At 62.7% G+C, this 22692-nt stretch carries 19 protein-coding genes; 13 read left to right on the top strand and 6 right to left on the bottom strand.

Annotated features, from left to right (window positions below; genetic code table 11):
* Positions 1-26: 26 nt before the first annotated feature.
* The 3 genes from trxA (at position 27) to D5400_RS02775 (ending at position 2005) form a co-directional block, all read left to right on the top strand.
* Positions 27-1016, top strand: a complete 990-nt coding sequence (gene trxA / locus D5400_RS02785; protein ID WP_126007456.1) for a thioredoxin — start codon at positions 27-29, stop codon at positions 1014-1016.
* A gap of 96 nt (positions 1017-1112) precedes the next feature.
* Positions 1113-1787 carry an LON peptidase substrate-binding domain-containing protein gene (locus D5400_RS02780; RefSeq protein ID WP_126007454.1) on the top strand — a complete coding sequence of 225 codons (675 nt, stop codon included), beginning with the start codon at positions 1113-1115 and terminating at the stop codon, positions 1785-1787.
* A 23-nt stretch (positions 1788-1810) separates the two neighbouring features.
* Positions 1811-2005, top strand: a complete 195-nt coding sequence (locus tag D5400_RS02775) for a Trm112 family protein (protein ID WP_126007452.1) — start codon at positions 1811-1813, stop codon at positions 2003-2005.
* A 43-nt stretch (positions 2006-2048) separates the two neighbouring features.
* On the opposite strand, the gene D5400_RS02770 is transcribed toward D5400_RS02775, so the two are convergent.
* Positions 2049-3293, bottom strand: a complete 1245-nt coding sequence (locus tag D5400_RS02770) for a ubiquinone biosynthesis hydroxylase (protein WP_126007450.1) — start codon at positions 3291-3293, stop codon at positions 2049-2051.
* A 116-nt stretch (positions 3294-3409) separates the two neighbouring features.
* On the opposite strand from D5400_RS02770, the gene tesB reads away from it, so the two are divergent.
* The 7 genes from tesB to D5400_RS02735 all read left to right on the top strand — a co-directional run bounded on the left by tesB (position 3410) and on the right by D5400_RS02735 (position 11180).
* Positions 3410-4261 carry an acyl-CoA thioesterase II gene (gene tesB / locus D5400_RS02765; protein ID WP_126012622.1) on the top strand — a complete coding sequence of 284 codons (852 nt, stop codon included), beginning with the start codon at positions 3410-3412 and terminating at the stop codon, positions 4259-4261.
* Positions 4262-4497: 236 nt separating this feature from the next.
* On the top strand, positions 4498-4836 hold the full coding sequence (locus D5400_RS02760; protein WP_126007448.1) for a P-II family nitrogen regulator: 339 nt from the start codon (positions 4498-4500) through the stop codon (positions 4834-4836).
* Between the two features lie 22 nt (positions 4837-4858).
* Positions 4859-6232 carry an ammonium transporter gene (locus D5400_RS02755; protein ID WP_126007446.1) on the top strand — a complete coding sequence of 458 codons (1374 nt, stop codon included), beginning with the start codon at positions 4859-4861 and terminating at the stop codon, positions 6230-6232.
* Between the two features lie 227 nt (positions 6233-6459).
* A complete protein-coding gene (gene leuB / locus D5400_RS02750) occupies positions 6460-7572 on the top strand; it encodes a 3-isopropylmalate dehydrogenase (protein WP_126007444.1) in 1113 nt (370 codons plus the stop codon).
* A 102-nt stretch (positions 7573-7674) separates the two neighbouring features.
* Positions 7675-8841, top strand: a complete 1167-nt coding sequence (locus D5400_RS02745; RefSeq protein WP_126007442.1) for a winged helix-turn-helix domain-containing protein — start codon at positions 7675-7677, stop codon at positions 8839-8841.
* Between the two features lie 279 nt (positions 8842-9120).
* Positions 9121-10155, top strand: a complete 1035-nt coding sequence (locus D5400_RS02740) for an aspartate-semialdehyde dehydrogenase (protein ID WP_126007439.1) — start codon at positions 9121-9123, stop codon at positions 10153-10155.
* A gap of 200 nt (positions 10156-10355) precedes the next feature.
* Positions 10356-11180, top strand: a complete 825-nt coding sequence (locus D5400_RS02735; protein ID WP_164527763.1) for a lytic murein transglycosylase — start codon at positions 10356-10358, stop codon at positions 11178-11180.
* 15 nt (positions 11181-11195) lie between these two features.
* On the opposite strand, the gene D5400_RS02730 is transcribed toward D5400_RS02735, so the two are convergent.
* From D5400_RS02730 to D5400_RS02715, 4 genes are all read right to left on the bottom strand, one after another.
* A complete protein-coding gene (locus D5400_RS02730; RefSeq protein WP_126007435.1) occupies positions 11196-11837 on the bottom strand; it encodes a carbonic anhydrase in 642 nt (213 codons plus the stop codon).
* Positions 11838-11935: 98 nt separating this feature from the next.
* On the bottom strand, positions 11936-12820 hold the full coding sequence (pdxY, locus tag D5400_RS02725; protein ID WP_126007433.1) for a pyridoxal kinase PdxY: 885 nt from the start codon (positions 12818-12820) through the stop codon (positions 11936-11938).
* 5 nt (positions 12821-12825) lie between these two features.
* Entirely contained in the window at positions 12826-13068 is a 243-nt protein-coding gene (locus D5400_RS02720) for a hypothetical protein (protein ID WP_126007431.1), read from the bottom strand.
* 26 nt (positions 13069-13094) lie between these two features.
* Positions 13095-13667: a peroxidase-related enzyme gene (locus D5400_RS02715; RefSeq protein WP_126007429.1), complete on the bottom strand. Its 573-nt coding sequence runs from the start codon at positions 13665-13667 to the stop codon at positions 13095-13097.
* A gap of 111 nt (positions 13668-13778) precedes the next feature.
* Here D5400_RS02715 and D5400_RS02710 point away from each other — a divergent pair, with 111 nt between their 5' ends.
* From D5400_RS02710 to D5400_RS02700, 3 genes are all read left to right on the top strand, one after another.
* Entirely contained in the window at positions 13779-18578 is a 4800-nt protein-coding gene (locus D5400_RS02710) for an NAD-glutamate dehydrogenase (protein ID WP_126007426.1), read from the top strand.
* A gap of 99 nt (positions 18579-18677) precedes the next feature.
* On the top strand, positions 18678-20615 hold the full coding sequence (locus D5400_RS02705; protein WP_126007424.1) for a propionyl-CoA synthetase: 1938 nt from the start codon (positions 18678-18680) through the stop codon (positions 20613-20615).
* A 169-nt stretch (positions 20616-20784) separates the two neighbouring features.
* On the top strand, positions 20785-21573 hold the full coding sequence (locus D5400_RS02700) for an SDR family NAD(P)-dependent oxidoreductase (protein ID WP_126007422.1): 789 nt from the start codon (positions 20785-20787) through the stop codon (positions 21571-21573).
* A 134-nt stretch (positions 21574-21707) separates the two neighbouring features.
* Here the strand turns inward: D5400_RS02700 and D5400_RS02695 are convergent, their stop codons facing one another.
* Positions 21708-22421, bottom strand: a complete 714-nt coding sequence (locus D5400_RS02695; protein ID WP_126007420.1) for a DUF1013 domain-containing protein — start codon at positions 22419-22421, stop codon at positions 21708-21710.
* Positions 22422-22692 lie beyond the last annotated feature (271 nt).

Here is a 22692-nt window from a genome sequence, read left to right as displayed (position 1 = left end):
CACGCCTTTCATTCCGGAGCCCAAAGATGACCGACAGCGACAACACTTTTTTGACCTCCGGCCAAGGCGGGCAACCCACCATGAATGTGACGTTCGGCGATCAGGGCCAGACGTCCGCAGCCAATGCCGCCGGTGATCTCATCAAGGACACGACGACGGCTAAGTTCATGGCCGATGTCGTGCAGGAATCGCGCAAGCAGCCGGTGCTGGTCGACTTCTGGGCGCCGTGGTGCGGCCCCTGCAAGCAGCTGACGCCGGTGCTCGAAAAGGTCGTGCGCGAAGCGGGCGGCAAGGTGAAGCTCGTCAAGTTGAACATCGACGAGCACCCGGCGATCCCCGGCCAGATGGGCGTGCAGTCCATCCCGGCGGTGTTCGCTTTCGTCAACGGACAGCCAGTCGATGGCTTCATGGGCGCGATGCCCGAGAGCCAGTTGAAGGCATTCATCGACAAGATCGTCGGCGCCGGTGGCGGCAAGGACGATGAGGCCGCCCAGATCCAGGCCGCTCTCGACCAGGCGCGCGAACGGCTGGATGCCGGCGATATTCAGGGTGCAGCACAGATCTACGCCGCCATCATGCAGCATGCGCCAGATAATGTTGCCGCTCAGGCCGGCATGGCCGAGTGCATGATTGCCGCCGGTCGCACGCAGGAAGCCGAACAGCTTCTCGGCGCACTGGACGAAAAGGCACGCGCCCATCCGGACGTGGCGAAGATACTCGCGCGGTTGGCGCTCGAGGCCGAGGTGGCGAAGCTCGGCGATCCGTCGCTGCTCGAAGCGCGCATTGCAGCAGATCCCAAGGATTTCGAAGCACGGCTCGACCTCGCAAAGATCCTCAGCATCCGTGGGCAGCGGAACGAAGCCGCCGATCATCTGCTGGCCATCATGAAGGCCGACCGGAGCTGGCGCGACGATGGCGGCCGGCGCGAATTGCTGGCGCTGTTCGAGGCTTGGGGCCCGACGGATCCGGCAACGCTGGCGGCCCGCCGCAAGCTGTCGTCCATTTTGTTCTCGTGATGCAGCTTTGCCGGCCGATTTGAGGGGGAGCCACTTGAGATTGGGCGGCAGAACGCCACATCTCTAGTCTCTGTTCATGAAAGGCCGCTCCACGCCATGCAGGCTGGCAACGCCCACTACCGCACCGAGAAGGATCTGCCGGATTCTGTAGCAATGTTCCCGCTCACGGGCGCACTGCTCCTGCCCGGCGGACAGATGCCGCTCAACATTTTCGAGCCGCGTTATCTCGCCATGTTCGACGATGCGATGGCGACCAATCGATTGGTCGGTATCGTTCAGCCCGAATTCGAACGCCCGGGCGCAACTTCGGATGCGCAGTCGGGCCTGTGCGCGGTCGGCTCCATCGGCCGGGTGGTGTCCTTTTCCGAAACCGGTGACGGACGCTACATCGTGTCGCTCATCGGTGTGTGCCGCACGCGCCTGATCGAAGAGGTCGTTTCCCGCAAGCCGTATCGCACCTTCCGTATCGCACCGTTCCTGAGCGATCTGGCGCCCGATGAAACAGCCGACAGCGTCGATCGCGCGGCCCTTCTCTCAAGCTTCAAGTCCTATCTCGATGCCAACCAGCTCGAAGTGGACTGGCAGAGCGTGCAGCGTGCCTCGAACACGACGCTGGTCAATTCCATGTCGATGATGTCGCCTTACGGGCCGCCGGAGAAGCAGGCGCTGCTTGAGGCCCCCGACCTGAAGACACGGGCCGACACACTCGTCGCCATCACCGAAATTGCGCTTGCGCGCGCCTCGGACGATTATGACGGTGTTCTGCAGTAAGCGTTGGATGAAGGGTGCCGGCCATGGATGATGATCCCACGACGCCAAAGCTCGACTTCAAGCTTCTGGAATTGCTGGTCTGCCCGCTGACCAAGTCCAACCTCGATCTCGACGAGCAGGCAGGCGAGCTGATCTCGAAGAAGGCGTCACTCGCCTATCCGATCCGCGACGGTATCCCGATCATGCTCGTCTCCGAGGCACGCAAGCTGACGGATTGACGTTCTCCCAACCGTCGGATGCCGCTACCCTCGCTCCAAACATTCAGATGGCTTGCCCGCGCAGAAGCCGCGGCGCGCCTTCGCCGGACAGTCCGGCAGCCTGTTTGATGAAGAAGCTCTTGAGCTTCGGCATGCGGTCGACGAGACCGAGACCGACATCGCGCACCATACGCAGCGGCGTCACGTCGTTAGAAAAAAGCCGGTTCAACACGTCGGTCGTCACGCCCATCTGGAACGTGTCGAAACGTCGCCACGACTGATACCGCTCCAGAACCGAGACCGAGCCGATATCAAGTCCAAGGCGGGATGCCTCGACCACGGTTTCAGCCAGCGCAGCCGCATCCTTGAAGCCGAGATTGAGACCCTGCCCGGCGATCGGGTGGATGCCGTGCGCCGCATCACCCACCAGGGCCATGCGCGACACGACGAAATCGCGCGCAAGCGTGAGACCCAGCGGGAAAGCGCGGCGTCCGCCGGCGAGACTGATGGTGCCGAGCTTGTGACCGAAGCGCCGCTCCAGTTCCGCCTCGAAAACGAAATCGTCTTCCGCCACCAGCCGATCAGCTTCGTCGGTGCGCTCGGTCCAGACGAGCGACGATCGATTGTCCTTCAGCGGCAGGATGGCGAACGGTCCGGCGGGCAGAAAATGCTCCTCGGCGCGGCCATTGTGCGGGCGCTCGTGCCGCACCGTGGTGACGATGCCTGACTGGCCGTATTTCCAGCTGACGGTCTTGATTCCGGCCATAGCACGCAGGCCGGAATGCAATCCATCGGCCGCAACGACCAGCCGTGCGGTGATCGTGTCACCGTCCGACAGAAGCACCGCACGCACGCCGAGGTCGGTTTCTTCGCGTGCATCGGTGATCTTCAAGCCTTGCCGGACATCGACGCCGAGGTCCTTGGCGCGCGATCGCAGCGCCTTCACCAATTCCTTGTTCGGCACCATGTGCGCGAAAGGCTCGCCCCGTTCGACTTCACCGTCGAAAGTCAGGAAAACCGGCCTGATCTCGTCGCCATTGCGCGAATCTGTAACGATCATGTCGCGGATCGGCTCGGCATGTTCGGAGAGCGCGCTCCAGATGCCGAGATGATCCAGCATGCGGCTTGCCGCAGCAGCGATTGCAGAGGCCCGTTCGTCGCGCTGCCAGGCATTTTCAGGTGCTGCATCCACCACCACCACCGAAAGCTCCGGCGCCGACGCCTTGATCGCCACGGCTGTCGCCAGGCCGACATAGCCGGCGCCTCCGACGACGATATCGAAGCGTTCGCGCGTGTGCGGTTGCGACATGCTGGTACCCCTTTGCATTGGCCGGCCTTCGCCGGGGCGTCCCTTGCCTATTGGGAGGATATAGGCAATCTGGCCCCTGTTTTAAGCCTTGCCTGGAGAGTTCATTGTCACGTGCCATGGAAGAATTGCTGTCGATCCTCGACCTGGAGCGGCTGGAACACGACCTTTATCGCGGGCGCAGCCCGCAGGTTGGCTGGCAGCGCGTCTTCGGCGGCCAGGTGATCGGCCAGGCGCTTGTCGCAGCACAGCGCACCGTTGCCGCCGAGCGCCATGTGCATTCTCTCCACGCCTACTTCATGCGCCCCGGCGATCCGTCCGTGCCGATCATTTACGAGGTCGATCGCATCCGCGACGGCTCGAGCTTCACCACGCGGCGTGTTGTCGCCATCCAGCACGGCAAGGCAATCTTCTCCCTGTCAGCCTCTTTCCAGACGGATGAAGACGGGTTCGACCATCAGTTCGACATGCCGAAGATCACGCCGCCGGAACAACTGATGGGCGAAAAGGAACTGAAGGAGCAGTTCCTCAAGGGCGCGCCAGAAAATATTCGCCGTTACTGGGAACGCGAGCGCCCGATCGAGATCCGGCCGGTCTCGCTCGTTCACTATGTCTCTAGGGAGAAGCTCGCGCCCAAGCAGGATGTCTGGATCAGGACGACAGGCCCGGTGCCGAACGATCGCGCGCTGCAGGCTGCGGTGCTCGCCTATCTGTCGGACATGACGCTTCTCGATACATCGCTCTTTGCCCATGGCCACTCGATCTTCGACAAGAACCTGCAGGTCGCGAGCCTCGACCACGCCATGTGGTTTCATCGCCAGAGCGCTCTCGACGACTGGCTGCTTTACACCCAAGACAGTCCCAATGCCTCGGGCGCCCGCGGCCTCACGCGCGGCGGCCTTTACGGTCGGGATGGCCAATTGATAGCCTCGGTTGCCCAAGAAGGACTCATCCGGCGCCGAGACGATTAAAGTTTCGTCAATTTTCGGATTTTGCACATTTTTTAGTCGTCTACCGCGGGGTGGAGGTCACACGATCTCCGCCCCTTCTGTTTTCTGCCCATCGATTCAATGGGTTGCACAATTCTGAGCCAGTTGGCACGGCCCTTGAATCCATGGAGCCGAGTCACCGCTGTGGGGGCACTGCAGTCGATGGCCGTTTTCGGAGGCTCATTGAGCCACCAGAACCGCAAAGATGGGAAAACCGCATGAAAATTGTGATGGCCATTATCAAGCCGTTCAAGCTGGACGAGGTGCGTGAAGCCCTCACCGCTGTCGGCATCCAGGGCCTGACCGTCACGGAAGTGAAGGGTTACGGCCGGCAAAAGGGACACACCGAAATCTATCGCGGCACCGAATATGCCGTCAGCTTCCTGCCGAAGCTGAAGATCGAGATCGCAGTTGCGGCCGACCTGGTGGACCGCACCGTCGAAGCAATCGCGACCGCCGCAAAGACCGGTCAGATCGGCGACGGCAAGATTTTTGTCTACGGAATCGATCAGGCCGTGCGTATCCGCACCGGCGAAACCGATGCCGAAGCGCTGTAGGGTTCAAGGGGCAACTCAACCAATGACATTCTCAAAGCACTCCATTCTCCGGACCGCCGCGCTCGCGACCGTCATGATCGCGCTTCCGGCCTTCGCGCAGGACGCAGAACCCGCGGCGGAAGCTGTCGTCGAGGCCGCTGCGCCCGTCGGCGAGCACACGGTCTTCATCTTCAACTCGCTGCTGTTCCTCATCGGCGGCTTCCTGGTCTTCTGGATGGCGGCAGGCTTCGCCATGCTCGAAGCTGGCCTCGTCCGCTCCAAGAACGTGTCGATGCAGTTGACGAAGAACGTCGCGCTCTTCGGCATCGCGGCGATCATGTACTATCTCGTCGGCTACAACCTCATGTACCCGCTGGGCAGCTGGTCCATCGGCACCGATGAAACGGGCGGCTATCTCGGCGCCTTCGGCGTTGCCGTTCTCGAAGCTGTCGGCGTCGCGCCGGAAGCCACCGACGACCTGAGCTACGCCTCCACCGGTTCGGACTTCTTCTTCCAGCTGATGTTCTGCGCCACGACCGCGTCCATCGTTTCGGGCACGCTCGCAGAACGCATCAAGCTGTGGCCCTTCCTGATCTTCACGATCGTCCTCACGGCCTTCCTCTACCCGATCCAGGCTTCCTGGAAATGGGGCGGTGGCTTCCTCGACACGCAGTTCGGCTTTCTCGACTTCGCAGGCTCGACGGTCGTCCACTCGGTCGGCGGCTGGGCAGCCCTCACCGGTGCCATCATCCTCGGCGCACGCAAGGGCAAGTATGAAGGCGGCGTTCACCCGATGCCGGGCTCCAACATGCCGCTCGCCACGCTCGGCACGTTCATCCTGTGGATGGGCTGGTTCGGCTTCAACGGCGCATCGCAGCTCGCCATGGGCTCCGTCTCCGACGTTGCCGACGTCTCGCGCATCTTCGCCAACACCAACATGGGTGCCGCCGGCGGTGCCGTGGCTGCGCTTCTCCTGACGCAGATCATCTACAAGAAGGTCGACATCACGATGGTCCTGAACGGCGCGCTTGCCGGTCTGGTCTCCATTACGGCCGAGCCGCTGACACCGTCGCTCGGTGCAGCGATCCTGATCGGTGCCGTCGGTGGCGTGATCGTGGTCTTTGCTGTTCCGTTCCTCGACAAGCTGAAGATCGACGACGTCGTCGGCGCTATCCCGGTCCACCTCTTCGCTGGCATCTGGGGCACCATCGCGGTTCTCTTCACGAACCCGGACGCAACGCTGACCGGCCAGATCGTGCCGATCGTCATCGTCGCAATCTTCATGATCGTCACCTCGGCCATCGTCTGGCTGATCCTCAACGCCGTGATGGGCCTGCGGTGCTCGCCGGAAGAAGAGCAGATGGGTCTCGACAAGGCCGAAATCGGTGTCGAAGCCTACCCGGAATTCGTTCGCTGACACTCTTCCTGCCCGGCCGGCTGGCTGGGCAGGTCTTGATCCCGTCGGATGCTCAGGCATCCACACCTTGGGCCCGCTTCAAGCGGGCCCTTTTTTATGGCGCTGCCTTCACGGACTCAGGTCTGTAAACTGTAGACGATTTTACACCTGAGCTTGACCGATCCTCTTGCGTGCTCAGGCCTGTGCGATTAGCAAAGCTTCACAACAATTCGAGGAGATCCACTTTCATGGCGCACCGCACCCTTTTCCTTCTGCCAGGCGACGGCATCGGCCCGGAAGCCATGAACGAAGTCCGCAAGCTCATCACCTACATGAACGATGAGCTCGGCGCAGGCTTCGAAACCGACGAAGGCATGGTCGGCGGCTGCGCCTACGACGCGCATGGCGCGGCCATTTCCGAAGCGGACATGGAAAAGGCAACGGCAGCGGATGCCGTGTTGTTCGGCGCCGTCGGCGGCCCCAAGTGGGACAGCGTGCCCTATGATGTGCGCCCGGAAGCCGGCCTTCTGCGCCTGCGCAAGGATCTCGAACTCTTCGCGAACCTGCGTCCCGCCATCTGCTACCCGGCGCTTGCGAAATCCTCTTCGCTGAAGCCGGAAGTGGTCGAGGGCCTCGACATCCTCATCATCCGCGAACTCACCGGCGGCGTCTATTTCGGCGAGCCCAAGGAGATCATCGATCTCGGCAACGGCCAGAAGCGCGCCATCGACACGCAGGTCTACGACACCTACGAGATCGAGCGCATCGCCGGCGTCGCCTTCGACCTCGCGCGCACCAGGAACAACAAGGTGTGTTCCATGGAGAAGCGCAACGTCATGAAGTCGGGCGTCCTGTGGAATGACGTCGTCACGGCCTACCACAAGGCACACCATTCGGACGTCGAGCTGACCCACATGCTGGCCGATGCCGGCGGCATGCAGCTTGTTCGCTGGCCCAAGCAGTTCGACGTCATCGTCACCGACAACCTCTTCGGCGACATGCTGTCCGACGTCGCCGCGATGCTGACCGGCTCGCTCGGCATGCTGCCCTCCGCATCGCTCGGCGCTCCCGATGGCAAGACCGGCAAGCGCAAGGCGCTTTACGAGCCCGTTCATGGTTCGGCACCCGATATCGCCGGGCAGGGCAAGGCAAACCCGATCGCGATGATCGCCTCCTTCGCCATGTGCCTGCGCTACTCGTTCGAAATGATCGCCGAAGCCGACCGCCTGGAAAAGGCGATCGCGAACGTCTTGGACAAGGGCATCCGCACGCCGGACATCGCCGAAAAGGGCGCACCGACCGTTTCGACCGTCGAAATGGGCGACGCCATTCTCGCGGAGTTCAAAGCCCTGGCCGCTTGATCCAGCGCTTAATCTGACCAGAATGGCCGGCATGACACAGTCACTGCCGGCCATTCGCATTTTCAGAGGCCCAGTTCGTAGCCCCGCCAGGGCCCGGACCTGATGGCACGACGCCCGGTTCAACTGTCTCAGCGCCAAGCACGCGCCTGCTGGATCAGCGCGCAGAAGCTCGATCGCGCCGAGCCTTTCGGTGTCGGCCCCGAGGCGGTGCGCCTCGCCGTCGAGCATCTCGGCTACGTGCAGATCGACACGATCAACGTGATCGAGCGCTGCCACCATCACATCCTCTTCAATCGGATACCGCGCTATCGCCGCCGCGATCTCGCGGTCGCCCAATCCGTCGACAAGACCGTCTTCGAATACTGGACGCACGCCCTGTCCTACGTGCCGACGCGCGACCTGAAGTTCTTCTTGCCCGCAATGAAGGACCATCGAGACAACCCGGTGCGCTGGTCGTCAGGCGTTGCGCCCGAGGAGCTGAGAAAGGCGATCGCCCGCGTCCGCCGCGAGGGGCCTCTGTCCATCCGTGACATCGACGAAGAGCCGGTCGAGAAGGAGCATCTCTGGGCCAGCCGCAAGCCGTCGAAGAAGGCGCTGCAGAGGGGCTTCTACAATGGCCGCCTGGCGATCGCGGGTCGCACGGGCATGGTGAAGACCTACGACCTGATGGAGCGGCACTTCGGCTGGGAGCGAGCCCCACGCCCTGCCACGGAAAATCAGATCATCGACTACCTGATCGACCGTTCGCTGACTGCGCAGGGCATCGTCAGTCTCGATTCCATCTGCTACCTCGCCGCGCCGAAAAAAGCCGCGGTTGCGCAGAGGATCGAGCAGCGGGTGCGTGCCCGAAAACTCGTCGGTGTTTCCATCCAAGGTGACGCCAAGACCGTCTACTGGGCGAGACCGGAAACGATCGAGCAGCTGCCGCCGACACCCGAACTCACGCACATCCTCTCGCCGTTCGATCCCCTGATCATCCAGCGCAAGCGCACCGCCGCCTTCTTCGGCTACGACCATCTGTTCGAGGCCTACGTCACCAAGGAAAAGCGCAAGCTCGGCTACTTCGCCCTGCCGGTCCTGTGCGGCGATGAGATCGTCGCGGCGATCGACCTGAAGGCCGATCGGCAGCAGAACAGACTGCTCATCCAGAACTGGGTCTGGACGGATGCGGCCGATCCTGAGCGCCAAAAGCCGATCATCGATGAAGCCCTCGGGCGTTTCGAGCGGTTTCAGCTGGCCTACGACGAGGCCGTGGATCCGCCGGATTGAGGCTCTCCGCCGCGTCCGGCCGAGCCGCCGCGCATTTGACTCCTGTCTGAACCGGTGTAGAACGACACACTTTCCGAGGTCATTCAGCCCGCGCGACGGGGCAACCGTGTCTCCAGGCGAGAGACGGCGATCGGCGCGCTCAGGGTCTGACGCCAACGTCTTGGCAACCTCGGTGGGGGACTTTCGCCATGTCCGACCTGTCCGTGCTCTTCCGGTCAGGTCGGTTCGATCGGGCTTTCACGCCCGACGCCGAAGAAGAGACAGGAGATTTGACTGATCATGAGCTTCAAGATCGCCATCGCCGGAGCCACCGGCAACGTCGGCCGCGAAATGCTGGACATCCTCGCCGAGCGCGGGTTCCCCGTCAGCGAAGTCGTGGCGCTGGCATCCAGCCGTTCGGTGAACACGGAAGTGTCGTTCGGCGACAAGACGCTGAAGGTCAAGAACCTCGAGAACTACGATTTCTCCGACACCGACATCTGCCTGATGTCCGCCGGCGGCACGATCTCGCAGAAGTACTCGCCGAAGATCGGCGCGCAGGGCTGCGTCGTCATCGATAACTCGTCGGCCTGGCGCTACGACGCCGACGTGCCGCTGATCGTGCCGGAAGTGAACCCGGATGCGATCGAAGGCTTCCGCAAGAAGAACATCATCGCCAACCCGAACTGCTCCACGGCACAGCTCGTCGTCGCGCTGAAGCCGTTGCACGACGTTGCGCGCATCAAGCGGCTCGTTGTCTCCACCTATCAGTCGGTGTCCGGTGCTGGCAAGGAAGGCATGGACGAGCTCTTCAACCAGTCGCGCGCCGTCTTCGTCGCCGACCCGATCGAGAGCAAGAAGTTCACCAAGCGCATCGCCTTCAACGTCATCCCGCACATCGACGTGTTCATGGATGACGGTTCCACCAAGGAAGAGTGGAAGGTCGTCGCGGAAACCAAGAAGATGCTCGATCCGAAGATCAAGGTCACCTGCACCGCCGTGCGCGTGCCGGTCTTCATCGGCCATTCCGAAGCCGTCAACATCGAGTTCGAGAGCGAGATCACAGCCGATCAGGCGCGCGACATCCTGCGCGAAGCGCCGGGTTGCCAGGTCATCGACAAGCGCGAGGACGGTGGCTACATCACACCGTATGAGTGCGCCGGGGAAGACGCCACGTTCATTTCGCGCATCCGCGAGGATCCGACCATCGAGAATGGCCTCAATATCTGGGTCGTATCCGACAATCTGCGCAAGGGCGCTGCCTTGAACACGATCCAGATCGCGGAGCTTCTGGTCAATCGCGGCCTGGTCAAGCCACGCCAGCGCGCCGCGTGAGCACACTAGATCTTTGACGATTGGGAAAGGCCCGGCCAGGATTAACGCCGGGCCTTTCGCTTGTTGAGCGGCAGAGAATTCTTAACCCTCCTCGCTTAGCGTCGGTTGGAGGCTTTGAAGCTTGCAACGCTGGGTAAGCACGCTGGCGGCCTCAGCCAAGCATGGCCTCAGCGGATTTTTCCAGAACGGAGACGGACCACATGCGCGTTATTTTGAAGCGGTATCTCGGCGCGCTTGCAGCAGGCGTCATGAGCCTTGCCCTGGCAGGCACGGCCCAGGCTCAGACCTGCGGCAACGATGCCTCCGGTTTCTCCAACTGGGTGAACGCCTTTTCGGCCGAAGCGCAGGCCAATGGCATCCAGGCGCAAACACTGCAGACGGCGTTCTCCGGCCTGACCTACGCGACGCAGACTATTTCGCTCGACCGCAACCAGCGCAGCTTCCGACTTTCGCTCGACGAGTTCATGCAGAAGCGTGGCGCCGACGCGATCGTTTCGCAGGGACGCCGCCACAAGGAGCAGAACGCCAACCTGTTCGCCTCGATCGAGCGCAGCTATGGCGTCCCGTCCGGCGTGATCATCGCGATCTGGGGAATGGAAACCGCCTTCGGGCGTTTCATGGGCGACCAGAGCGCCATGTCCGCGCTCGCCACGCTTGCTTACGATTGCCGCCGGTCGGACTTCTTCAAGCGTGAACTCTACGCCGCCCTGCAGATCGTCCAGAGCGGCGAGCTGACACCCGGCCAGATGCGCGGTGCCGGCCATGGCGAACTGGGCCAGACGCAGTTCCTGCCGTCCAACTACGTGCTTTACGCAGTGGATGCCGATGGCGATGGCCGTCGCGACCTGATCAATTCTCGTGCCGACGCGCTGGCTTCGACCGCCAATTTCCTCCGCTCGCATGGCTGGCAGCCCGGTGCCGGCTACCAGCAGGGCGAACCCAACTTCCGCGCCATCGAGGCCTGGAATGCCGCGACCGTCTATCAGCAGGCGATCGCGATCATCGCGCAGCGGATCGACGGCTGAGCCGTCAGAAAACGATCAAAGATCGGGGCGGTGGAAGTCCCCGGTCTGCGGGTCCATGACCCACAACTCCCCGGTCGAGATATCGAACCAGGCGCCGTGCAGTTTCAGCCGGCCCTGGTCTTCCAGGATCTTCACGCATGGGAAGGTCCTGAGGTTGTTGATCGAATTGCGGATCGAGACGCGCTCGAGAGCCGTCTGGCGCTCTCCGGCCGTCATCGTCGTGTAGCTCAGCATCGCGTCTGCGACCGGCTTCAGCATCCCCATCCAGCTGCCGATGAAATCGCCGGGCGAGAGCGGCTCGCTCTCCGGATTGAGCGCCGCCTGGATGCCGCCACAGCGCCCGTGCCCGAGCACTAGAATTTCGCGGATCTTGAGCGCCTGAACGGCAAATTCGAGCGCTGCCGACGTGCCGTGGTGCTCGCCATCGGGCGTATAGGGCGGAACGAGGTTGGCTACGTTGCGCACGACGAAGAGTTCGCCGGGGCCCATGTCGAAGATGGTTTCGGGCGCCGCGCGGGAATCGCAACAGGCCACGACCATCGTCTTCGGCTTCTGCCCGGATTCGGCAAGCTTGCGATAGCGGTCGCGTTCATCGGTATAGCGCCCCGCCATGAAACTGCGGTAGCCGCCCAATAGCTCAGATGGAAACTGCGTCATGATTGTGTTGATCCACGCGATTGCTTGAATGCGGTGTCCGGAACGACGAGCGCGTTCTAACGCACCGCCATCTTGCCGGTCTAGATCGTCGCGACGATTTAGAGCCTTCGTCGCTGGGCCGGATGCACGAGGCGGCGCATGTGCACCAGCGCCATCGGCCGAACAAGCGAGCTGGCGTCGCTCTCCAGCGTGAGTTCGTCCGCACCACGTTTCACTGTGCGGGCAAGCACCTCGAAGACCGACGCCGTTGCGGCCTGGAGCGCCTTCTCGTCGCCGTCACCGCTCATCAGACGTGACAGGAAGACAGCAGCCAGCAGGTCGCCAAGGCCGTTCGGCGGTTGTTCGATTGCGCGGTGTTCCGCCAGAAAGGCGTGTCGGTCGGTCAGAAGCAGATTGCCGATGCCGCCCGCCATCATGGGCACCGCGGAAGTGACCAGCACACGTTTCGGCCCAAGCGAGAGCGCCGCTTCCATGATCGCGGTGTTGTCGTCGAGGGTCGCACCCGCCATGTGCGCGAGTTCGTAGCGGTTCGGCGTGGCGATCGTCGCAAGCGGCATGAGGATGTCGCGGATCGCGGTTGCGGTGGCTTCCGGCACGTAGAGCCCGCCGAGATCACCCATCACCGGGTCGCAGACATAGGTGGCTTCGGGCGACCGCGCCTTCACCGCCTCCACCAGCCGGGCGATCGGACGCGCCTGATCGGCCGAGCCAAGATAACCGGAAAGCACGGCGCCGACCTCACCGAGCCAGGGAGAAGCGATCAGATCGTCGATCATCCTCGAAAAAGCGTCCGCTTCGACCGGATAACGCGTCGAAGGACCATGGCCGGGATGAAACGGCAGGATGATCGTCGGCAGCGCCCAGACCGGGTGGCCGAGCGATTCCAGCGCAAACACAGCCGCTCGGTTACCGACTGATCCGCGCACCACGTGGCTCGAAATGACAATGACCGCCTTGCGGTCGACTGGAACGTCGCTGGACATGGAAATCACGCGTAGGCGGAGACGAGCCAGAGAGCAAGCAGGACGAATGCCACGACGGCGAGGATGCGCCCGGTTCGGGTGGCCGCCACCTCGATCGGGTCGGTCTGGTCCGCGTCGCCGGCTGCAAAATGGTCGCGCACGGAACGCGCCTTGCTCTTCATGGCAGGCGATCCGAAGATGCCGCCTTCGCTGCCGAGGCGATCGAGATCGCGCTTCGCCTGACGGCGTTCTCTGTCATCGTCCCGCATGGAAACAGCTCCCTTTCGGTGCGCCTTCAGCGTGCCAGCGCGTGATAGTCGGCATTGGGACGCATATCGGTCGCCGCCGCAACCCTGTTCGACATGTTGAAGAAACCCGCAACCGAAGCGATGTCAAAGATATCGCGATCCGAAAAGCCATTCTCGCGCAAGAAATTGCGATCGGCTTCCTCGATCTTGTCGGGCATCTCGGTCAGCTTGACCGCAAAGTCGAGCATCGCCTTCTGCTTCTCCGTCATGACAGCCGCACGGTAGTTGGTGGAAACTTCTTCGCCAAAGACTGGATCGCCTGAAAGCTGCCGCACCGCCGCGCCATGCGCGACCAGGCAGTAGTGGCAGTGGTTCACTGCCGAAACTGCCACCGCGATCATCTCGCGCTCGAGCTTGGAGAGGCCAGATGGGCCAAGCATCAGGTCGTTGTAGAACTCGCTGAACAGCCGCAGCTTCTTCTCATCGAAGGCATAGGCGATCAGCACATTCGGTACGAAACCGATCTTATCGACGCACTTTTCGAAGAAGGCCTGCGTTTCTGGACCCAGATCCGCCATCGGCAGGTCAAGCGCCGTCACTTTCTGCGAAGTTTCAGCCATTTTAGCCTCCGCTTTTTCATCTCTTCACACTTTGTCGGCACAATTCATCTGCTAGGCTCCCGCCAAACACAAGGGCGCGCGCTCGACTGCCGAATCTGGGGAGAATTCGAATTGGCCTTCCGCAAGAATCCGAAGCGCGACCGCAAGCTCGCCGCGATCAAGCTCGTCCTGGATGCGCAGGAGAAACCTTTCATTGATCCGGTCGTGCTTTACGGACGCGCGGCAAGCGACGATCTCGCGCATTATTCGGATGCGGATCTGGCAGCAATGGCGATCCATGCACGAAGCGAGATCGCGGCTTTCGAGGATCACGCGGCACGGATCACGATCGCGAACCCGGAAGGCCTCAGCGTCGAGGGCCAGGCCGTATCGGTGCTTTCCGTCACCGATCGCAACATGCCCTTTCTCTACGACTCGGTGATCGGCGCCGTCGCGGCCAGCCATCGCACGCTGTTCCTTGCCGTGCACCCGATCCTCGACACGAGAAACCTCGACCGCATCCAGCTCGTCACCGGGACGTCCGACTGCCCACAGGACAAGCGCGTCAGCCATATACAGGTTCATCTGCCCGCCCTCTCCTCCGCTGAGGCGGAACGGTTGATCGCGAATTTGCGTGAGGTGCTGGACCAGGTTCACGCTGCGGTCGGCGATTGGCGCCCCATGCTCGACAAGCTCGAGCGCGCCATGGCGACCATGAAGCGCGCCAAGACCACGGCAAGGGCCGACGAACGACGCGAAGCGCTCGCCTTCCTCGACTGGCTACGGGAAGGCAATTTCACCTTCCTCGGCATGCGCGACTACGTCTATTCCGCCGATAGCGGCGAGGCGAAGGTGGAGCGCGCGGCCGAAGACGGCATCGGCATCCTCGCCGATCCGGACATGCGCGTCCTGCGCCTGGGCAAGGATCACGTGACGACGACGCCTGAAATCGTGGCGTTTCTGGAAGGCCCGGACTGGCTGATCGTCACCAAGGCCAACACCCGCTCGCAGGTGCACCGCCGCGCCTACATGGACTATATCGGCGTCAAGCTCTTCGACGAGGCGGGCGAGGTCAGCGGCGAGCTGCGCATCGTCGGGCTCTTCACCTCCACCGCCTATACCCGCTCGGTCACCGAAATTCCGCTCCTGCGCACCAAGGTCGAGGCAGTCGTCGACAAGCTCGGCTTCGACCCCGAAAGCCATTCGGGCAAAATGCTCTTCAACACGCTGGAATCCTACCCGCGCGACGACCTCTTCCAGATCGATATCGATACGTTGGTGGATTACTGCGTCCAGATCAACGAGCTGTCCGACCGTCCGCGCGTGCGCGTGCTTGCGCGCATCGACCGGTTCGACCGCTTCGTGTCGGTGATCGTCTACGTTCCGCGCGACCAGTATGATTCCGACGTTCGCGAGCGTATCGGCGCCGCCTTGGCCGAACGCTTCGACGGGCACGTTTCCGCCTATTATCCAGCCTTTCCCGAGGGCAATCTCGCCCGCGTGCATTTCATCATCGGCCGCCGCGGCGGCAAGACGCCTCGCGTGGCGCAGGACAAGCTCGAGCAGGATATCCGCACCATCGTCACGCGCTGGGAAGACCGGTTCGCGATGGAGAAGGCACCCGATGCTCCAAGGCTCGACGTCTCACAGGCCTACCGCGAACGGTTCACCCCTTCCGAGGCGCTCGGCGATCTCGATCGCATCTTGAGGTGCACGAAGCCGGGTGGCATCGCGATCGACCTGATGGCGAGCCGCGAGGGCGATCCGGACCGCATGACGCTGAAGATCTTCCATGCGCAGGAGGCTGTCGCGCTGTCGCGTCGTGTGCCGCTTCTGGAGAATCTTGGTTTCCGCGTGATCAGCGAGCGCACCTTCGATGTTCGCGTCCAGGCCCACGGGGCCGAGCCCGCGCTTGTGGTTCTTCACGAGATGGAGCTCGCACCCGCAGCCGGTGGGCAGGCACCGACCGGCGAGCGCCTCGACATGGTCGAGAATGCTTTCCTGAAGGCCTGGCACGGCGACGTCGACAATGATGCCTTCAACATGCTGGTGCTTGGCGCCGGGCTCGATGCACGCCGCGTCGTCGTGCTGCGCGCCTATGCGCGCTATCTGCGACAGCTCGGCAGTGCCTATTCCCAGACCTATATCGCCGGTACGCTCGGCCGCTACCCCGAGATCGCCTCCCTGCTCTATCAGCTCTTCGAGGCACGCTTTGCGCTCGACCAGGCGCTCGATAGACGCGAAAAGCAGGTGGCTGTCCTGCGCAAGAAGATCGCAACGGCGCTGGAAGCCGTCGCGCGGCTTGAGGACGACCGTATCCTGCGCCGCTACGAAAACGCAATCATGGCGACGCTGCGCACCAACTACTTTCAGATCGAAGAGGACGGTGAGCCTCGCCGGACGCTCGCCTTCAAGGTCAATCCACGCGCGCTCGATGCTGCCCCTGCGCCGCGACCATTCCGCGAAATCTTCGTCTACGGGTCGGAGGTGGAAGGCGTTCATATGCGCTTCGGGCCTGTCGCACGCGGTGGCCTTCGCTGGTCGGACCGTCCGGAAGACTACCGCACCGAAGTGCTCGGCCTCGTGAAGGCGCAGCAGGTGAAAAACGCGGTCATCGTGCCGGTTGGCGCAAAGGGCGGCTTCTTCCCGAAGCACCTGCCGGAGACGGGCGATCGCAATGCGATCTTCGAAGCGGGCAAGTCCGCTTACAAGACCTTCATCCGCACCCTTCTGTCGGTGACCGACAATATCGACGGCGATGCCGTCGTGCCGCCCCAGGACGTGGTCCGCCACGATGGCGACGATCCTTATTTCGTCGTCGCAGCCGACAAGGGCACGGCCACCTTCTCGGACACGGCCAATGCGATCAGCCAGGAACAGGGCTTCTGGCTCGACGACGCTTTCGCGTCGGGCGGCTCCGCCGGCTACGACCACAAGAAGATGGGCATCACCGCGCGCGGCGCCTGGGAAACGGTCAAACGCCATTTCCGCGAGATGAACATCGACATCCAGTCGACACCGTTTTCGGTCGCAGGTGTCGGCGACATGTCCGGCGACGTCTTCGGCAACGGCATGCTGCTATCCAAGCACATCCGACTGATCGCCGCCTTCGACCACCGCGACATCTTCATCGACCCGGATCCGGACACGGCGGCGAGCTTCAACGAGCGTCAGCGTCTCTTCAACCTGTCGCGGTCCAGCTGGCAGGACTACGACCGCGCCCGCCTCTCCAAGGGCGGCATGATCGTCTCCCGCAGCGAGAAGTCGGTGAAGCTGACCCCGGAAGCCGCCCGCGCCATCGGCCTTGCGACCACCATCGCCTCGCCGCCGGAGATCATGACGGCAATCCTGAAGGCACAGGTCGATCTCTTGTGGTTCGGCGGCATCGGCACCTATGTGAAAGCAGCCGAAGAAAACGATGCGGATGTGGGCGACCGCGCCAATGATGCGATCCGCATCGCGGCAACGGAGGTCGGCGCCAAGGTGATCGGCGAAGGCGCCAATCTCGGCGTCACGCAGCGCGGCCGCATCGCCTATGCGCTTGCTGGTGGCCGCTGCAACTCCGATGCCATCGACAATTCCGCAGGCGTCAATTCGTCCGACGTCGAGGTCAACATCAAGATCGCGCTTGCGTCGGCCATGCGGCAGGAGAAGCTGACCCGCACCGATCGCAACCGTCTGCTGGTCTCCATGACAGATGACGTCGCGCGTCTGGTGCTGCGAAACAATTATCTGCAGTCGCTCGCGATCTCGCTTCAGGAACGCGCCGGCGCCGATGCCTCGCCGCAGCTTGCTGAACTCATGGACGGCATGGAACGCGCCGGTCGGCTCGATCGCAAGGTGGAGACATTGCCGGACCGGCAGCTGTTCGAAGAACGCCAGCGCAACGGCAAGCCGCTGACGCGGCCGGAAATCGGCGTGCTTCTCTCCTATGCGAAGATCGGCCTTTTCGACGACCTGATGGCAAGCAGCCTGCCCGCCGATGCCTATTTCATTCCAACGCTGAAATCCTATTTCCCAAAACGCATGCAGCGGGACTTCGCCGACGAGATCGCGGGGCATCGCCTCAACGAGGAAATCGTTGCGACGGAGCTTGCGAACGCCGTGATCAACCGCGGCGGCCCGGCCTTCGTGTCGATGTTCGCGGATATCGGTGGTGCGATGCCGGGCGATGTCGTGCGCGCCTTCGTCATTGCCCGCGACGGGCTGGAACTCGAGGCACTTTACGACCGCATCGATGCGCTGGACGGCAAGATCGACGGCAAGGATCAGAACACGCTCTATGCAGCAGTGAGTTTCGCGCTGGCGATGGCTACAGGGCGCATCCTGCGCGGCATGGATCGCAGCCAGCCGCTCAGCGACAAGGTTGCCGCAATCCGCGATGCTGCCCGCGCATTGAAACCGACGATCGAGCAGGCGCTCTCTCCCTTCCTGCGCGAGGAGACCGTCGGGCAGCGCGAGAGTTTCGAGCAGATCGGCGCTCCCGCCGATCTCGCCCGCGACCTAGCCCTGCTGCAGACACTCGTGCTCGTGCCGGAGATCGAGGAGATTGCGCGAGCCTGCGGCGTCGACCTCAAGAAGGCGTCCCGCCAGTTCTTCGCGGTCAACGACATTTTCCGCATCGGTCGCATCGAGGCGGCAGCCTTGCGCATTGATGACCGCGATCGCTACGCGACGCTGGCGCTTGCCCGCAATCTCAATGCCATCCATGCGGCGCGACGCAGCATCACGACCGCAGCGATTTCGGGTTTTGCGGACGACAGGAACCCCGTCGAGGCGTGGATCGCGAGCGATCGCATCCGCGTGGAGCGCCTGCGCGACCAGATCATGGCTCTGGCCGAGGACAGTGCCTTCGACATGTCGCGCCTGACGGTGGCGGCGGGCATGCTGTCGGATGTCGCTCCCCAGGGCCGCCAGCCGGCAGGGGCGTGACGGCTCGATCCATCGTCGGGTTTGCGGTGAACTTCGTGCTTCGCTAATCCTTGGCGGATGCGCGGATGGGAGGAACGCCCGCGCCCGGGAGGATCGATCATGGCCGAAAGCAGCAGCTACCACGCCGTCTATCAGCGCTGGCAGAGCGACCCCAAAGGATTCTGGGGCGATGCGGCCACGGCCATCGACTGGTTCAGCGATCCGGAGAAAGTATTCGATCCGGATGCCGGCGCCTATGGGCGCTGGTTCGTCGGCGGCACCACCAACACCTGCCACAACTGCCTCGACCGTCACGTTGCCGCCGGTCGCGGCAGCCAGAACGCACTGATCTACGACAGCCCAATCACCGGCCGCAAACGCGCGATCACCTATGCGCAGATGCTGTCCGAGGTCACCGCGCTTGCAGCAATCATCCGTGACCGGGGCCTCAAGGCAGGCGATCGGGTGATCATCTACATGCCGATGGTCCCGGAAGCCGTGATGGCGATGCTCGCATGCGCAAGGCTCGGTCTCGTCCACTCGGTCGTCTTCGGCGGCTTTGCCGCCAACGAACTGGCGACGCGGATAGACGATTGCGCAGCCAGGCTCGTCATCACCGCATCCTGCGGCCTCGAGCCCGGGCGCATCGTCGCCTACAAGCCGCTCCTCGACGCCGCGATCGCCATGGCGCGCATAAAGCCGGAAAGCTGCATCGTGCTCCAGCGCGGAGAGCTGAGCTGCGAACTGACCGAAGGCCGCGATTTCGACTATGAAAGCCTGATGGCCACCGCACGGGCGAACGCCGAGGCCGTGCCCTGCGTGCCGGTCGAAGCGACAGACCCTCTCTACATCCTCTACACCTCGGGCACGACCGGCCAGCCAAAGGGTGTCGTGCGCGACAATGGCGGCCACATGGTCGCGCTGCACTGGTCGATGCACGCCCATTACGGCGTCAAGCCCGGCGAAGTATTCTGGGCCGCCTCTGATATCGGCTGGGTCGTCGGCCACTCCTACATCGTCTATGCGCCGCTGCTGCACGGCAACACGACCATTCTCTTTGAAGGCAAGCCGGTCGGGACACCCGATGCCGGCACGTTCTGGCGCGTGATTGCCGAGCACGGCGTGGTCGCGCTCTTCACGGCGCCGACCGCCTTTCGCGCCATCCGCAAGGACGACCCGAAGGCCGAGCATGTCGGCCGCTACGACTTGTCCAAGTTCCGCACGCTCTTCCTTGCCGGCGAGCGCGCCGATCCGGACACGATCCAGTGGGCCCAGAATGCGCTGAAAGTTCCAGTGATCGACCATTGGTGGCAAACGGAGAGCGGCTGGCCGATGGTTGGCAACCCCGTCGGCCTCGGCCAGTTGCCCGTGAAACTGGGCTCACCCTCCGTGCCGCTGCCCGGCTACGATGTCCAAATCGTCGACGACACCGGCAGGCAACTGGGACCGAACACGCTCGGCAATGTCGTGGTGAAACTGCCGCTGCCGCCAGGTGCCCTGCCGACGCTCTGGCACGCGCCGGAGCGCTTTCACAAGGCCTATCTCGATGAGTTCCCGGGCTTCTACAAGACCGCCGACGCCGGCTACATCGACGAAGACGGCTACCTGTTCATCATGGCCCGCACCGACGACATCATCAATGTCGCCGGCCACCGGCTGTCGACCGGCGGCATGGAAGAGGCGATCGCAACGCACCCCGATGTCGCCGAATGCGCGGTCATCGGCATCGCGGACGACATGAAGGGCCAGATCCCGGTCGGTTTCTTCGTTACCAACAACGGCGTCGAGCAATCACCCGAGGAAATTGCCGCCGGTGTCGTCAAAGTCGTGCGCGATCGCATCGGGCCGGTGGCCGCGTTCAAGAACGCCTTCCAGGTCAAACGTTTGCCCAAGACGCGCTCTGGCAAGATCCTGCGCGCAACGCTCCAGAAGATCGCCGACGGCGAGGACTGGAAGATCCCGGCCACGATCGACGATCCGGCGATCCTCGACGAAATCGCGGCCGTGCTGAAAGAGCATCGCGTCGGCAAGGCATTTCGTGAGGGAAATGACGGCTGACCGCAATTGACCTCAAAGCCGTGACGGGTCCAATGTCCGCGACTTCAGAGCGTTTCCAGGTGAAGTGGGTACCGGTTCACCGTCAGGAAACGCGATAAACAAAAATGCCTTAGAGCAACTGCGCGATTCGAAGAAAAGCGAAATTGCTCTAAGGTCAAGGAGTGAGACCATGGCCCTCGACGGCAAGATCGCGATCATCACCGGCGGCGCGAAGGGCATTGGCCTTGCGATCGCCAAGCGGTTCCTGGCAGACGGCGCAAAGGTCGTCATCGCCGATATCGACGAGAAGGCCGGCCACGCCGCCGAGCAGGAACTGTCGAGCCTCGGCGAGATCCGGTTCGTCGCAGCCGACGTGGCCGAGCGGCTCGACGTGCACAATCTCGTCGCCGCGACGCTCGATGCGTTCGACGACATCCACATCCTCGTCAACAATGCCGGCATCGTACACTCGGCCGATTTCCTCGATATCGAGGAAGCCGATTTTGACCGCGTCATACGCGTGAACCTCAAAGGCGCATTTCTCTGCGGCCAGATCGTTGCGCGTCACTTCGTCGAGCGGGTGAAAGCCGGCGGCAAGCCGGGTGTGATCGTCAACATGTCGTCCATCAACGACACCTTCGCCATTCCCAACCAGGTGCCCTATTCGGTGTCCAAGGGCGGCGTCAGCCAGCTCACCAAGGTGATGGCGCTATCGCTCGCGCCTTACGGCATCCGCGCCAATGCGATTGGCCCAGGTTCGATCATGACGGATCTTCTGTCTGCGGTTGCCAACGACAAGGAAGCCAAGAAGCGCATCCTGTCGCGCACGCCGCTCGGCCGCATCGGCGATCCAAGCGAAATCGCGTCTGTCGCAGCCTTTCTGGCGTCCGACGATGCCAGCTACATCACCGGCCAGACGATTTACGCCGATGGCGGCCGCCTTCCGCTGAACTATACGGTCACGCCGAAGGAAGACTGAAGCATTCCCAGGTGAAGTGGGAACCGATTCACCGTTCGGGAATGCGATGCAAGGGTTCCATGCCGCGAGATTGATTCATAACGAAAAACGCCCGGCACGAGGCCGGGCGTTTCTATGTGGTCCGTGACCGACGATCAGCGGCGATAATCGTCTTCTTCGTCTTCTTCCGGGGTCTCGCGCTTCAGCGACTTCAGCTTGGCGAAGACGGCCTCGGCGTCGATTTCCTTCTCTTCTTCCTCGCGATCGTTGCCGGCACCGAAGCCCAGCTTTTCCGTCTCGCTCGTCGGCGCCAGGGTCTCGTCGGCTGCCGCAGACGGTAATGGACGGCCTTTGTTGGCGCGTTCGATTTCGAGATCGAGATCGATCTGCGTGCACAGGCCAAGCGTCACCGGATCCATCGGCGTCAGATTGGCCGAGTTCCAGTGAGTGCGGTTGCGGATCTGCTCGATCGTCGACTTCGTCGTGCCGACGAGGCGCGAAACCTGCGCATCCTTCAGTTCCGGGTGGTTGCGCACCAGCCAGTAGATAGCGTTCGGACGATCCTGACGCTTGGACACAGGCGTGTAACGCGGTCCCTTGCGCTTTGCTTCCGGAACGCGAACCTTGGGGTCTGCGAGCTTCAGCTTGTGGTTCGGGTCGGCTTCCGCCTTCGAGATTTCCTCGCGCGAAAGCTGGCCGGTCTGGACCGGATCGAGTCCCTTGATGCCCTGGTGCGATTCGCCATCGGCGATCGCCTTGATTTCCAGCGGGTGCATCTTGCAGAACTGGGCGATCTGGTCGAAGGAGAGCGCCGTGTTGTCGACGAGCCAGACGGCTGTCGCTTTCGGCATGAGCAGTTGTTGAGCCATGGATGTGATCCTTCTATCGTCCGCGCTCTTTTCAGGGAACGCGCCGCGGGATTGGGTGTACTGACCACAATTTCCGGGAATGACGAGGTCTATACGCGCCTTCGGCTGCGATTGCAATTGATCCTGTGCTGCGCCATCCGGCCGCAAACCCTTCGTCTAATTGCCGGGTGCCCTCGAGATGTTATGAATGCCGCCAGGAAGAGGTCGGCATGTCCGGCCCGGAGGACGACATGCGTGAGAGCGCATGGCCGAGGATCAAGGAGGATTGTTC

This window comes from Georhizobium profundi (assembly GCF_003952725.1).
Classification (GTDB): Bacteria; Pseudomonadota; Alphaproteobacteria; order Rhizobiales; family Rhizobiaceae; genus Georhizobium; species Georhizobium profundi.
Note: the sequence above shows the minus strand (reverse complement) of the source record. Positions and strands in the feature narration are given on the sequence as shown.